Source organism: Rhodanobacter sp. B05 (genome assembly GCF_002001085.1).
GTDB lineage: Bacteria > Pseudomonadota > Gammaproteobacteria > Xanthomonadales > Rhodanobacteraceae > Rhodanobacter.
Genome location: NZ_MUNU01000017.1, coordinates 411,306 through 425,881 on the forward strand (window position 1 = coordinate 411,306; position 14,576 = coordinate 425,881).

General features: G+C 66.2%; 10 protein-coding genes. 3 read left to right on the forward strand and 7 right to left on the reverse strand.

The annotated features are described in order from the left end of the window. Positions 1-40: 40 nt before the first annotated feature. Positions 41-2,614 (reverse strand): TonB-dependent receptor, encoded by a 2,574-nt coding sequence (locus B0E47_RS13270; RefSeq protein WP_174566987.1) that lies wholly within the window; start codon positions 2,612-2,614, stop codon positions 41-43. 48 nt (positions 2,615-2,662) lie between these two features. Continuing rightward, positions 2,663-4,681, reverse strand: coding sequence for a tetratricopeptide repeat-containing sulfotransferase family protein (locus tag B0E47_RS13275; RefSeq protein WP_077514721.1), 2,019 nt, complete (start codon positions 4,679-4,681; stop codon positions 2,663-2,665). Between the two features lie 278 nt (positions 4,682-4,959). Here B0E47_RS13275 and B0E47_RS13280 point away from each other — a divergent pair, with 278 nt between their 5' ends. From B0E47_RS13280 to B0E47_RS13290, 3 genes are read left to right on the forward strand one after another with little or no spacing between them, the layout of a single operon-like run. Beyond that, on the forward strand, positions 4,960-6,030 hold the full coding sequence (locus B0E47_RS13280; RefSeq protein ID WP_077514722.1) for an SRPBCC family protein: 1,071 nt from the start codon (positions 4,960-4,962) through the stop codon (positions 6,028-6,030). Between the two features lie 49 nt (positions 6,031-6,079). Then, on the forward strand, positions 6,080-7,393 hold the full coding sequence (locus tag B0E47_RS13285; protein ID WP_077514723.1) for an amino acid permease: 1,314 nt from the start codon (positions 6,080-6,082) through the stop codon (positions 7,391-7,393). Between the two features lie 5 nt (positions 7,394-7,398). Next, a complete protein-coding gene (locus B0E47_RS13290) occupies positions 7,399-9,477 on the forward strand; it encodes an FAD-dependent oxidoreductase (RefSeq protein ID WP_077514724.1) in 2,079 nt (692 codons plus the stop codon). A gap of 58 nt (positions 9,478-9,535) precedes the next feature. Here the strand turns inward: B0E47_RS13290 and B0E47_RS13295 are convergent, their stop codons facing one another. The 5 genes from B0E47_RS13295 to rfbB form a co-directional block, all read right to left on the reverse strand. Beyond that, positions 9,536-10,948 carry a mannose-1-phosphate guanylyltransferase/mannose-6-phosphate isomerase gene (locus tag B0E47_RS13295; RefSeq protein WP_077514725.1) on the reverse strand — a complete coding sequence of 471 codons (1,413 nt, stop codon included), beginning with the start codon at positions 10,946-10,948 and terminating at the stop codon, positions 9,536-9,538. A 176-nt stretch (positions 10,949-11,124) separates the two neighbouring features. Next, entirely contained in the window at positions 11,125-12,045 is a 921-nt protein-coding gene (gene rfbD / locus B0E47_RS13300) for a dTDP-4-dehydrorhamnose reductase (RefSeq protein ID WP_077514726.1), read from the reverse strand. Next, on the reverse strand, positions 12,042-12,599 hold the full coding sequence (gene rfbC, locus B0E47_RS13305; protein WP_077514727.1) for a dTDP-4-dehydrorhamnose 3,5-epimerase: 558 nt from the start codon (positions 12,597-12,599) through the stop codon (positions 12,042-12,044). The genes rfbD and rfbC overlap by 4 nt, the downstream gene beginning before the upstream one ends. Then, positions 12,596-13,483 (reverse strand): glucose-1-phosphate thymidylyltransferase RfbA, encoded by an 888-nt coding sequence (rfbA, locus tag B0E47_RS13310; protein ID WP_077514728.1) that lies wholly within the window; start codon positions 13,481-13,483, stop codon positions 12,596-12,598. Before rfbA ends, rfbC begins: the two co-directional genes overlap by 4 nt. Further along, entirely contained in the window at positions 13,480-14,550 is a 1,071-nt protein-coding gene (gene rfbB / locus B0E47_RS13315) for a dTDP-glucose 4,6-dehydratase (RefSeq protein WP_077514799.1), read from the reverse strand. Before rfbB ends, rfbA begins: the two co-directional genes overlap by 4 nt. Positions 14,551-14,576: the final 26 nt, after the last annotated feature.

Consider the following 14,576-nt stretch of genomic DNA (forward strand, 5'->3'; position numbering starts at 1 on the left):
GGCCCCGGTTTGCGCCGGGGCCTTTCGTTCGTTTCAGTGGCTAGAAATCCTGCTTGAAGCTGATGCCGAAGGTACGCGGCTGGCTGAAGCCGGTATAGACCTGTCCATTCGGATACACGGCCGACCCGTAACCCGTGGTGGGGTCGTAATGCGCTGCGCAGATGGTCACGCCGCACTCGCTGAACTTGTACTGCGCTGCACGCTTGTCGAACGCGTTGTCGAGGTAGATCTTCACTGTCCAGTTGTCTTTCTGGATACCGGCGGAAAGGTCGAGCGAGTTGTAGGCAGGCAGATCGCCGAGCAGGCCGCTTTCGATGGTTCGCAGGTCGGTCGTGCGTTCTCCCACATGCACGAAAGCCGCCTGCACGAAGCCGTCGTTGCTGCCAAGATTGAAGGAGTAACGCGCAATCAGGTTGCCCTTGAAGCGCGGGGTGATCGGAAGCCGCGAGCCGGTGGGTGCCTGTGGTCCGTCTTCGCCGGTGGACGGGTTGAGCGTGCCTGCCGGGCAGTCGGTGGACGGATTGCCACTGGCGTCGATGAAGCCGCAATACGGCGCGGTCAGCTTGGCGTTGTAGAAGGCCACGCCGGCACTGAGGTTGAGGTTGTAGCTGGCCTGCCAGTTGAGCTGCGATTCCAGTCCGGTGATGCGCGCGGAGTTGGCGTTCTTGATGATGGTCAGGCCGTTGGGGCCAAGCACGTTGAACTGGAAATGGTTCCAGGTTTCGCGAAACACCGCGCCGTTGAATGACAGCCGGTTGTCGAACCACGTGGTCTTCCAGCCAAGTTCGAGGTTGGTCAGGAAGTCGGGCTGGTAGGGCGGTATTGCGGCAATGCGGTTGATGCCGCCGGGACGAAAGCCCTTGGACCGGGTGAGGTAGAGCATCTTGCTGGGCGTGATGTTCCAGGTCAGATTGAACTTGCTGAGCGAGCCGGTTTGACGCACCGATTTGTTGAAGTCAAGGCATGGGGCGCCTTCGAACGGTTGCGGCGAAACGCAGCCGGCTTGGCCGTAAGCCGAATTCGGCGAAAAGCCCGAACTGAAGCCGTAGTAGCCGTACAGATTGTTGCGGGTGCGAAAATAGCGATCACCCACGGTGCCGGTAAGTACGTCGGGGATGAAATCCCAGGACAGTTCGCCAAAGACCGATTCGTCGTGGTCGTAGCGCATCTGCTTGGTCAGCCAGATCGTGTTCGGCCAGCCGGGCACGGCCAGCGAGTCGGCCAGGCCGTTGATCTGGTAGTCCTGCATGATGTCGTGTTTCTGCTTCTGCCAGAACGCGCCGGCGACCAGCCGCAGCCGATCGTCACTGGGCGACGCGATGCGCAACTCGTGGCTGCTGATGGTGTAGTGATCGCGGTCGGTGATGAACTCGGACGGATTGATCAGCGCGCCGCTGTTGTCGTAGATATAGTTGCCATAGGTGTAGGGCAACTGGTCGTACCAGAAGGAATAGTCGTTGTAGTCGGTCTGCTCTTCCTGGTTGCGCTTGAGATGGGCGTAGGTGTAGGTCAGGTCGAAGTTGCCGATCTTGCCCTGCACGGTCAGCGCGCCCTGCCACCAGCGGTCGTCGACGCGCTCCGGGTAGAAGTGGGTCACCGCCAGGTCGCCAACCATCGGATCGCTGGCAAAGGTGCCGTGCGAAATCGTCTGCTGCCCCATCAGGGTCGGGCTGATCGACCAGTTGTCGTTGAGGTCGACCTTCAGCGCTGCGCGGGCACCGTTGGTGTTGACGTCGTTGTAGTCCTTCTTGGCGTGGCCGAAGCACTGGTTGCTCGAGCTGGGCGCATTGTTGGCGCTGGGTACGCAGCCGGGGGCGTTGCTGACGGTGATGCCGGACACCGGGAAGGTGCGCGAGCCGGCCACGTTGTCGATGTAGCCGGCGTCGTGTTCGTGCCAGCCGACCAGACGGATCGCCGCGCTCTTGCTGAGCGGGATGTTGAGCATGCCGTCGAAAGTCTCGCCGATGCCGCCGTGGGCGACCTTGTCGGTGCTGATCTGGTAATTGGCGGCGAAGGCGCTGGGATCCGGCTTGTTGGTGATGATGCGCAAGGCACCCGCCTCGGCGCTGGCGCCATAAAGCGTGCCCTGCGGGCCGGCCAGCACCTCGATCCGCGCGATGTCGTACATGTGGATGTCGAGCGGGCCCTGGATCGTGGTCACCGGCTGGTCGTCGAGGTACACGCCCACGCTCGGCTGCGAGCCGGAGTGGTTGGTATTGCCGCCGCTGGCCACGCCACGCATGTAGATCGAGGCGAAACCGGGCCCGGTGGCGATGCCGCCGCCGCCCTGCTGGAAGGTGACGCTGGGCAGGTAGTTCACGTAATCCTTGAAGCTCTGCACCTGCAGTGCCTGGAGCTGATCCGATGCCAGCACGCTGATGCTGATCGGCACCTTCTGCAAGTCCTCGGTGCGCTTCTGCGCGGTCACGGTGACCACGCCTAGCGTCGTGGTCTTCTGCTTTGCGGTCGGCGTGGTGGTCGGGTTCGCCGGTTGTCCGGTGTCCTGGGCGAGCGCCGGCGCAGCCATGGCGAAACAGATGGCCGCCGCAAGCGGCAGGCGGATCAATCGCAGCGGTTGCGTCCTGACACCGAGTTCGGATCTTTTTTCGTGCATGGTTACTCCCCTTTCAAGTTCACGACAATCCAGCGGAAACGGCGGCGCCTACCCCGGATCGGGCGCGCCCGGATAACTCTCCAGCGCCGACCCCAGGGCCGACTTCAACGGCCCCAGCCAGGGCGCGTAATGCTGCCAGTGATCCACCCCGTCCCGGTAGATCGGCTGGCGCACCTGTTCCGAACTGGCGGTGCGCACCGGCCGCGCATTCTCGAAGAAGCGCAGGCAGGACTCCTCGAACGGCAGCCCGCAGTGATCGAGCAGCCGACGCACCTCGGCCTCGGTATCCTCGACCATGTGCTCGTAGATCACCCGGTGGATGCGACCGGGCAGCACCTCGTCGAAGTGCGCCATCAGCGCCACGTAATCGCGGTAATAGCGCCCGATGTCCTCCAGGCTGTAGCTGAAACCCTGGCCACGGGCAAAGTGCTGCTTGAAGATGGAGAAGCCGCAGGCCAGCGGATGCCGGCGCGCGTCGATGATGGTCGCGTTCGGCAGCATCAGGTGGATCAGCCCGATGTGCATGAAGTTGTTCGGCATCTTGTCGATGAACAAGGGCGCCGCGGTCTTGCGCTGGATCCGGGTGTGCGCGAGATAGCGTTCGCCCAGTTCGTGCAGTGCATCGGCATCCAGCGCCGCGAGCACCTGGTGGTACGGCATGGCGCCGTCCTCGTCGCCCTGCGCGCGCAGCATGCGCGTGATCGAGGTGACCTCGGGCAACTCCATCGTGCCCTCCACCTGGCTGTGGCTGGACAGGATCTGCTCGATCAGGGTGGAGCCGGAACGCGGCAGGCCGACGATGAAGATGGGGTCGCGCGCCCGGTTGCCCGTGCCGGCGCGCGCGGCAAAGAATCCTGCGCTGTACTGCTGGCGGATATGCTGCGCGCGCGCATGCGTGTCGTCGGCGCTGTAATGCAGTTGCGCGCGGCGGATGGCATTGCCCTGTGCATAGTGTTCGAAAGACGATGCGTATTCGGCCGCGTCCTCGAGCGCCTTGCCGATGGCGAATTCCAGATGCAGGCGATCCTCGTCCGACAGCTCGATGCGCGCCAGTTGCGCGGACATCAGCGCGAGATCGGCCCCGCTGAAGCGGAACGTCTTGAGGTTGGCCAGGCTCCACCACACCTCGCCGAACGAGGGCTGCAATTCGAGGCTGCGCCGGTAGGCGGCGATCGCACGGTCGGTGTGGCCGGCAGTCTTCAATGCGTGGCCGTAGCTCATCCAGACCTTGGGGTTGCCCGGATAGCGCTGCAGCAGGTCGGCATAGATGGCGATCGCCGGTTCGTAGTCGCCGGTGCGGCACAGCACCACTGCCTTGATGTTGCGATAACCGGGATGGTCCGGGTCGACCGCCAGCAGTCGCTCGATTTCCACCAGCGCCGCGCCGGGCTGGTTGCTGCGATGCAGGACCAGCGCGTAGTTCTGGCGTGCGGCATGGAAGCTGGGCGCGAGCTCCAGGCAGCGGGCGAGCAGGTTCAGGGCGTCCTCGTTGCGACCCACCCGGGCGGCGACTTCGGCGAACATGCGGATCGCGGCGACATCGGTGGGCGCCTGTTTCAGGTGTTCGCGCAGCAGGGCCTCGGCCTGCGGGATCCGATCCTCGGCGAGCGCCACGGCGGCGTCCATCAAATGTGGATCGTGCGTGGAATAGCGCACGTGATTGGCGTAGGCGGCATCCGCCTCCTCCTGTTCGCCGGCCGCCATCAGATGGTCGCCGAGCGCACGCCAGGCCTGCGGCAGGTCGGGCTTCAGCGTCACCGCGCGGCGCAGCGCGTCGATCGCTTCCTGGCCGCGCCCCGCGCGTCCGAGCGCCGCGCCCACGTCGACGTGGAGCAGGGCCCATTTCGGCTGGCTGCGCGCCAGCGGGATCAGGATATCGAGTGCACCCTGCGGATCGCCCTGCAGCGATCGCGCGATGGCCAGCAGCCGCAAGGCGGCCGGGTGTCCTTCGGCTACCTGCAGGATTTCGTCGAGTTGCTCGATCGCCTGTGCCGGGTCGGTTTCCAGCAGGCGCCCGGCATGCGCCAGCGCCTGGTCCAGGGTACCCGTCGCCGACACCTGGCTCATGACCGGGTTCGCCGTGGCAGGATGGCCGTCCGCGGCGAGTCAAATTCCGCGCGACGCAGCAAGAACTCAACGCATGGCATCGGCGACGGCGGCTCCTCAGGAGGATCGCCCCAATCTACATCCGAACATGGCCGGGTGATAGTGGGCGCGATCACGAGGCCGCCACCGTGCCGCCCACGCAGGACGGAATCGGGCATACACTGGTCGGAACGCGCAGAGCCTGCGGATGGTGTCGAAGACCGCTGTCGCGTCCATTCCATCCAGGGGTCGAATCCGTCATGCCTGATGACACGATAGCCAAGGAGCTCAACCGCGCGCGTGCCTTGCCGGCGCGCTATTACGCGGGCGAGGCGATGCTGGCGATGGAGCAGCGTGCGGTGTTCGCGCGCAGCTGGCAGCTGGTGGCACACCGGGAAGAACTGGCCGGGCCGGGCGACCACGTGATCGAGCAGATCGGCGGCGTGCCGCTGCTGCTGGTGCGCGGACAGGACGGCGTGCTGCGCGCCTTTCCCAATGTCTGCCGCCACCGTGCCGGGCCGCTGGCGCTGTGCAACGGCAAGGGCGCACGGGCGCTGCACTGCAAGTACCACGGCTGGACCTACACCCTCGAAGGCCAGCTGCGCAGCGCGCCGGAAATGCAGGATGCCTGCGATTTCCGGGTCGAGGACATCCGCCTGCCGCCGCTGCGCGTGCACGAGTGGCAGGGGCTGGTATTCGTGGCGCTGGACGAGGAGGTGCCGCCGTTCGACGAGGTCTATGCCGGCATTGCCGAGCGCATCGCGCCGATCGACCTGGCGGCGATGCGCTACCTGCGCCGCGACACCTACGACATCGACTGCAACTGGAAGGTCTACGTCGACAACTTCCTCGAGGGCTACCACCTGCCGCACGTGCACCCGGGCCTGTCGAAGGTGCTCGACTACCGCGCCTACGATACCGAGTTGTTCGCCTGGCATTCGCTGCAGTCCTCGCCGCTGCGCAACAGCAGCGACATCTACGGCGACGGCGAGGCGTTCTACTACTTCATCTATCCCAACGTGATGCTCAACATCATGCCGGGCCGACTGCAGACCAACCGCATCCTGCCGCTGGGCCCGGGCCGCTGCCGCATCGTGTTCGACTACTACTACGCGCAGGATGCCAAGGCGCAGGCACGCATGGACGCCGACCGCAGCTTCAGCGACGAAGTGCAGAACGAGGACATCGGGATCTGCGAGGCGGTGCAGCGCGGGCTGGCCTCCGGTGCCTACACGCCCGGCCGGCTGTGTCCGAAGCGCGAGGGCGGCGTGTGGCATTTCCAGAACCTGCTGCGGGCGGCGTACGCCGGCCCCGCCGGCGAGTCCGCATGAGCGTGTGCCGCCCGCTTCTGCGTCCGCTGAACTGACCGGCAGGGCCGCCATGCGTGATCGCAGCCGGATCGGCTTCTGGACCTGCACCGCGCTGGTGGTCGGCAACGTGATCGGGATGGGCATCTTCCTGCTGCCGTCCTCGCTGGCGCCGTATGGTTTCAACGCGCTGATCGGCTGGGGCATCACCCTGTTCGGCTGTCTCACCCTGGCGCGGGTGTTCGCGCATCTTTCGGCCGCGCTGCCGGGCGCCGATGGTCCCTACGGCTATGTTCGCGAGACGCTCGGCGAACTGCCGGCCTACATGTCGATGTGGGCGTACTGGGTCTCGCTGTGGCTGACCAACGCGGCGCTGGCCACCGGCGTGGTCGGCTACCTGACCGTGGTGATGCCGGGGCTCGATGTGGTCCCGCCGGTGTGGTTCGCGCTGGCGCTGGTGTGGATGTTCGTGCTGGTCAACCTGTTCGGCGTACGCACTGGTGGCGTGGTGCAGATCGTCACCACCACGCTGAAGCTGCTGCCGATGCTGGCGATCGCGCTGCTCGGCGGCTGGGTGCTGCTGACTTCGCCGGGCAGTTACGTGGCGCATCCGCCGACCACGCCGGTGACGTTCGCCGGCGTGATGGCCGCCTCCACCATCGCGCTGTTCGCGATGCTCGGCATCGAGTCGGCCAGCATTCCGGCCAGCCGCGTAAATGATCCCGGTCGCACCATTCCGCGCGCCACCATGGCCGGTGCCGTGCTGGTCGCGCTGATCTACGTCGTCGTCTCGACCGTGCCGCTACTGTTGCTGCGGCAGGACGTGCTGGCCAACGCCAGCGCGCCGTTTGCCTTGCTGATGGACCGCTTCGGTCGCGCCGGCTTCGGTCGCTGGCTGGCGCTGTTCGTGGTGATCAGCGGACTGGGCGCATTGAACGGCTGGACCCTGCTGGCCGGCCAGCTGACCCGCACCATGGCCGACAACGGCGTGCTGCCGCCGCTGTTCACCCGCGGCAACCGCCATGGCGCCCCGGCGATCGCGCTGCTGATCACCGGGGTGCTGGCTTCGGTGATGGTGTGGATGAGCTACAGCCGCTCGCTGGTGGCCGCGTTCACCTTCCTCACCCGCGTGGTGACTGCCGCCAACCTGCCGTTGTACCTGTGCTGCGCGCTGGCGCTGGCGGTGTTGTGGCGGCGCGGCACGCCGGGCTGCAGCGGGCGCCGCGTGCTGCTGGTGGCCGGCGTCGGCGTGGCCTATGTGGTGTTCGCCTTCGTCGGCATCGGCGGCGAGCCGTTCGTGTATGCGGTGGGCCTGATCGCCGCCGGCCTGCCGCTGTATGTCTTCATGCGACTGCGCCGCAAGCCGGCCGCTCCCCTCGAGGCCTGAGCACGATGCGCGATCCCCGCTACGACCTCCTGTTCACCCCGCTGAAGATCGGCCCGGTCACCGCGAAGAACCGCTTCTTCCAGGTGCCGCATTGCAACGGCATGGGCCATGCGATGCCGCTGGCGCACGCGGCGATGCGCGAGGTGAAGGCCGAGGGCGGCTGGGCGGTGGTCTCCACCGAGGAATGCGAGATCCACCCCAGCGGCGACCTCACTCCGTACGTGGAAGCGCGGCTGTGGGACGACCGCGACATCCCCGCGCTGGCGCTGATGTGCGATAAGGTGCACGCGCACGGCGCGCTGGCCGCGCTGGAGCTCACCCACAACGGCCCCACCGCGTCCAACCTGTATTCGCGCGAAGTACTGATTGCGCCGTCGCACCAGCCGTCCAAATACGGCTATCCGTCGCAGGCGCGGGCGATGACCAGGCACGACATCCGCGAATACCGCCGCTGGCATCGCGAGGCGGCGATCCGCGGCCGCCGCGCCGGCATGGACATCATCTACGTCTATGCCGCGCACGACCTGTCGCTGGCGATGCACTTCCTGCAGCGCCGGCGCAACCAGCGCAGCGACGAATACGGTGGCTCGCTGGAAAACCGCGTGCGGCTGCTGCGCGAAGTGTTGCAAGACACCAAGGATGCCGTCGGCGACACCTGTGCGGTGGCGCTGCGTTTCGCCACCGAGGAATTGCTGGGCCCCGGCGGCGTCGAGCTGGCCGAGGCGAAGGAGATCGTCGCCATGCTGGCCGAGCTGCCCGACCTGTGGGACGTGAACCTCGCCGCCTGGTACAACGACTCGGTGCCCTCGCGCTTCGCCGCCGAAGGTGCGCAGGAGCCGTTCATCGACTTCGTGAAAAAGACCACCAGCAAGCCGGTGGTCGGCGTGGGCCGCTTCACCTCGCCCGACACCATGGTCTCGCAGCTCAAGCGCGGCGTGCTGGACATGATCGGTTGTGCGCGGCCATCCATTGCCGATCCGTTCCTGCCGAGGAAGATCGAGGAAGGGCGCAGCGACGACATCCGCGAATGCATCGGCTGCAACATCTGCGTTTCCGGCGACATGACCATCTCGCCGATCCGCTGCACGCAGAACCCGACCATGGGCGAGGAATGGCGAAAGGGCTGGCACCCCGAACGCATCGCGCCGAAGCGCTCGGCCAGCCGCGTGCTGGTGGTGGGCGCAGGTCCTGCGGGATTGGAGGCCGCCCGCGCGCTGGGCCAGCGCGGTTACGAGGTGAACCTGGCCGAGGCACGCAAGGAACTGGGTGGACGTGTCACCCGCGAAGCGCGCATGCCGGGCCTGGCCGAATGGGCGCGCGTGCGCGACTGGCGCGTTGGCCAGATCAACAAGCTCGCGAATGTGGCCGTCTATCTCGATTCGGCATTGACCGCGCAGGACGTGCTCGACTTCGGCGCCGAACACGTGGTGCTCGCCACCGGCTGCCACTGGCGCCGCGACGGCTACGGCCGCAGCCACGGCGCCGCCATCGACGGCTTCACCGGCGGCGCGCGCATCTACACGCCGGACGACCTGATGGACGGCCGTTTGCCGGAAGGCCGCGTGGCGGTGTTCGACGACGACGGTTTCTACTACGCCAGCGTCGCCGCCGAGCTGCTGCGCCAGCGTGGCTGCGACGTGGTCTACGTGACGCCGGAAGACAGCATCGCGCCGTGGAGCCAGCACACCCTGGACTACCGGCATATCCGCAAACGCATGGCCGAACTCGGCATCGAGGCGCTGGTGTCGCACGACATCAGCGCATTCCGCGGCAGCACGCTGAGCCTGGAAAACGTCTGGGATCACCGGCAGCGCGAACAGCCCTGCGATGCTGTGGTCACCATTACCGCGCGGCTGCCGCACGATGCGCTGTATCAGGACCTGCTGCTGCGCGAAGCCGAATGGGCCGACGCCGGCATCCGTTCACTGCGCTGCATCGGCGACGCCGAAGCGCCCGGCCTGATCGCGCATGCGGTGTATGCAGGGCATCGGCATGCGCGCGAGCTGGAGGAGCCTGCCGCGGGCGAGGTGGCTTTCAAGAGGCATTTTCATACCGCCGAGGCGGGGGACTTGTTGCGTGGATGAAGGGGCGGAGGTAGCTAAACGCGAATTACTTTCATAGACCGCAGATGCCCAGCATCATTCAGACGCGCCCATAAACATCGTCGTAGCGCACGATGTCGTCTTCGCCCAGATAACTGCCGGACTGCACCTCGATCAGTTCCAGCGCGACCTTGCCGGGATTGCGCAGGCGGTGCTTGCTGCCCAGCGGGATGTAGGTGCTCTGGTTTTCGCCGAGCAGGAACACCTTGTCGTCGCAGGTGACTTCGGCGGTGCCGGAGACCACGATCCAGTGCTCGGCACGGTGATGGTGCTTCTGCAGGCTCAGGGAAGCGCCCGGCTTGACCACGATGCGCTTGACCTGGAAGCGCTCGCCTTCTTCCAGCGAGTCGTAGTTGCCCCACGGCCGGTAGACCATGCGGTGCAAAGAGTGTTCGCTGCGGCCGGCGGCCTTCAGTTGTTCGACGATCTTCTTCACGTCCTGCGCAGCGTCGCGATGTGCAACCAGGGTGGCGTCCGGGGTGGTCACCACGATCAGGTCGTCGACGCCGACGGTGGCGAGCAGGTGGCGATCGTGTGAGCGCAGCAGCGAGTTGCGGGTGTCCACCGGCATGGTGTCGCCTTCGCGCAGGTTGCCGTCGGCGTCCTTGCCGCCGCTGAGCCACAGTGCCGACCACGAGCCGATGTCGCTCCACGCGCAGCTGACCGGGATGACCGCGGCGCGCTGCGTCTTTTCCATCACCGCGTAGTCGATCGAGTCGTCGGGCACCCTGGCGAACGCGTCGCGATCGACGCGCACGAAATCCAGATCGGTGCTGGCCTTTGCATGCGCCTCGCGCACGGCGGCCAGCATCACGGGGGCGTGGGCGGCGAGCTCTTCCAGATAACGCGAGGCCTGGAACAGGAACATGCCGGAGTTCCAGTCGTAGCTGCCATCGGCGAGATAGGATTCGGCGGTGGCCTGGTCGGGTTTCTCGACGAACTGACCGACCCGGAAACCGTGGTTGTCGATCGCTTCGGCGTGACGGATGTAGCCAAAGCCGGTTTCCGCGCGATCCGGGCGCACGCCAAACGTGACCAACCAGCCCTTTTCGGCCAGTGGCCACGCCTGCTGCACGGCTTCGACGAAGGCGGCCTGGTCACCGATCAGGTGGTCGGCCGGCAACACCAGCAGGATCGCCTCGGGATCACGCTGCAGTGCCTGCAGCGCTCCCAGCGCGATCGCCGGCGCGGTATTGCGTGCCAGTGGTTCGAGCACGATGGTGGCGCCCTCGATGCCAGCTTCCAGCAACTGATCGGCAGCGAGGAATCGATGGTCTTCGCTGGCCACCACGATTGGCGCGGCCACCTCCGGCAACTGCCGGGTGCGCGCGACGGTCTGCTGGAACAGCGTGCCCCGGCCAGCCAGCGCCAGGAATTGCTTGGGCAGGTTCTTGCGCGACACCGGCCACAACCGCGTGCCACTGCCGCCGCTGAGGATGAGGGGGATCAACATGTCGTTCCGCAGGTTGCCATGGAGAGAATCCACAAGATTGTGAGCCAAACAGGCCATCCGTGTCTGCCCGGGGCCATGTGCCTCGAACGACCGGTAGGAGCCCGCTCGCGGGCGATGCTCCTGCTTTGATCTTTCATCGAGGCATCAGAGCAGGAGCATCGCCCGCGAGCGGGCTCCTACGTTGATGGTGGGACAAGGTGGGTGATCACCTGGCCCAGTCCGTCGCGCCAGTCGGGTAGCGGGAAATCGAAGGTCTGCTGGAATTCGCGATTGTCCAGCAGCGACCAGGCCGGTCGCTGCGCCGGCGTCGGGTAATCGGCAGTGGTGATCGGCAGCACCCGCGGCGCACGGGCGAGCAGTCCGCGCGCGACGGCCTGCGCGAAGATTGCGCTGGCGAAGCCATGCCAACTGGTGGCGCCACTGGCGACCAGATGGTGTGTGCCATTCAGCGACGCGCGCTGCGTCGGGTCGGCGTGCTGCCAGCGAGCGAGGGCAGCCAGGCTGGCTTCGACGATCAGGCTGGTGTCGGTCGGCGCACCGTGCTGGTCGGCCACCACGCGTAGTTCCTCGCGTTCGGCGCCCAGGCGCAGTATGGTGCGCAGAAAATTGCTGCCGTGCGCGGCATAGACCCAGGCGGTGCGAAAGGTCAGATGCTTCGCGCCGCTGTCCTGCAGCGCCTGTTCGCCCGCCAGCTTGCTGCGGCCGTAGGCACCGAGCGGCGCGGTGGGCGCATCCACCGCATAGGGTTGCGATTGGCGGCCGTCAAATACGTAATCGGTGGAGTAGTGGAGCATCAGCGCGTCGTGCGCCGCCGCCCAGTGGCCGAGCATGCCGACGGCGTCGCGATTGACAAGGTTGGCCAGCGCCTGTTCCTGCTCGGCACGATCGACCGCGGTGTAGGCGGCGGCGTTGACGATCAGGTCCGGCTGGATGCGGTCGAGCGTGGCGGCCAGACTGGCCGGATTGGCCAGATCGACGGTTGCCCCATGCGCGCCATCGCGGCTGGCGGCGACCAGGTTGCCGCTGGCGGCGAGGCCGCCATGTTCGAGAAACGTTCGGCCCAGTTGGCCATTGGCGCCCAGCAGCAGGATGTTCACGGCACGAAGACCGGCAGCCGCCCGGGATCCACGTCCTGCAATAGTGGCGTCTTGCCGTCCTTGTCCGACAACAGCGGTGCGCTGATCGGCCAGTCGATACCGAGCGCCGCGTCGTTCCAGCGGATGCCGGCGTCGGCCTTCGGGTCGTACAGCGCCGTGCACTGGTAGCTGAAGGTGGCGAAGTCGGAGACCACGCAGAAGCCGTGTGCAAAGCCTTCCGGCACCCAGAAATGGCGATGGTTGTCGGCCGTCAGCATCACGCCGATGGAGCGGCCGAACGTGGGCGAGCCGCGGCGGATGTCCACCGCCACGTCGTAGACCTCGCCCTCGAGCACGCTGACCAGCTTGCCCTGCGGGTTCGGCCACTGGTAGTGCAGGCCGCGCAGCACGCCGCGCGCCGAGCGCGACACGTTGGACTGCACGAAGCGGTGGTCGACACCGGCCTCGCGATACTTCGCCTCGTTGTAGCTCTCGTAGAAGAAGCCGCGGGCATCGCCGAACACCTGCGGCTCCAGGATCAGCGCGCCGGGCAGGGCGGTCTCGATCACCTTCATCGGGCGTGCCCCTCGCGCACCAGGTTCTGCAAGTACTGGCCGTAGCCGGTCTTGGCCAGCGGCTCGGCCAGGCGCAGCAACTGCTCGTCGTCGATCCAGCCGTTGAAGTGGGCGATCTCTTCCGGACAGCACACTTTCAGGCCCTGCCGATTCTCGATCGTCTGGATGTAGTTGCCCGCTTCCATCAGCGATTCGTGCGTGCCGGTGTCAAGCCAGGCGAAGCCGCGGCCCAGTTGCTCCAGGTGCAGCGAGCCGTCGTCTAGATAGCAGCGGTTGAGATCGGTGATTTCCAGTTCGCCACGGGGCGAGGGCTTCAGCGCCGCGGCGTAATCGCACACGCGGGCATCGTAGAAATACAGGCCGGTGACGGCGTAGTGGGACTTGGGCTGCGCGGGCTTTTCCTCCAGTCCGATCACCTTGCCGCTGGCGTCGAACTCGGCTACGCCGTAGCGCTCGGGATCCTTCACCCAGTAGCCGAACACGGTCGCCCCATGCTCGCGGGCGGCGGCGCGCTTGAGTCGTTCGGTGAAGCCGTGGCCGTAATAGATGTTGTCCCCCAGCACCAGGCAGCTGGGCTTGCCGTCGACGAAGTCGCGGCCGATGGTGAAGGCCTGGGCGAGGCCGTCCGGCGACGGTTGCACCGCGTAGCGGATATCGATGCCCCACTGCGAACCGTCGCCGAGCAGACGCAGGAACATGTCCTGCTCGTGCGGGGTATTGATCAGCAACACCTCGCGGATGCCGGCCAGCATCAGGGTGGCCAGCGGGTAGTAGACCATCGGTTTGTCGTACACCGGCAGCAACTGCTTGCTGATCGCGCGGGTGATCGGATGCAGCCGGGTGCCGGAACCGCCGGCGAGGATGATGCCTTTCTGGGTACTCATGATCCGAGCCGCTCCATGCGATAGCTGCCGTCGAGCACGCGTTTTACCCACGGCTGGTGGGCGAGATACCAGTCCACCGTCTGCGCGATACCCGATTCGAAAGTCTGCGACGGCTTCCAGCCCAGTTCGCCCTGCAGCTTGCCGGAGTCGATCGCGTAACGGCGATCATGGCCGGGGCGATCCTTCACGTAGCTGATCAGCGATTCGCGCGGCTTGCCGCCTGCCAGCGGCTGGCTAGCGTCGAGCAGGGCGCAGATCGTCTTCACCACCGCGATGTTCTCGCGCTCGGCATTGCCGCCCACGTTGTAGGTTTCGCCGACGCGGCCAGCCTCCAGTACGCGGCGGATCGCACTGCAGTGATCGCCCACGAACAGCCAGTCGCGTATGTTCTTCCCGTCGCCGTAGACCGGCAGCGATTCGCCGGCCAGCGCTTTCTGGATCACCAGCGGGATGAGTTTTTCGGGGAATTGGTACGGCCCGTAGTTGTTCGAGCAGTTGGTGGTCAGCACCGGCAGGCCGTAGGTGTGGTGGAACGCACGCACCAGGTGATCGGAGGCAGCCTTCGACGCGGAGTAGGGCGAGTTCGGCGCGTATGGCGTGGTCTCGGTGAACTTGCCCTCGGCGCCCAGCGAGCCGTAGACCTCGTCGGTCGATACATGCAGGAAGCGGAAGCCGTCGCGGGCGGCGCCCTCGAGGCTGCGCCAGTAGTCGCGGGCGCTTTCGAGCAGGGCCAGCGTGCCGACCACGTTGGTCTGCACGAACTCGGCCGGGCCGTCGATCGAGCGGTCCACGTGCGATTCGGCGGCGAAATTGACGATGGCGTCCGGCCGGTGTTCGGCCAGCAGCCTGGCCACCAGCGTCCGGTCGCCGATATCGCCGTGAACGAAATGATGGCGGTCGTTGCCATGCAACGATGCCAGTGTGTCCGGGTTGCCGGCGTAGGTGAGCTTGTCCAGGTTGATGACCCGCAGGCCGTCGGTGATCGCCTGCAGTACGAAATTGGCGCCGATGAAACCGGCTCCGCCGGTGACCAGTACTGGATGGATGTGATTGGATGGGCTGTTCATTGCACCTTCTTTGGTGTCATATGGAC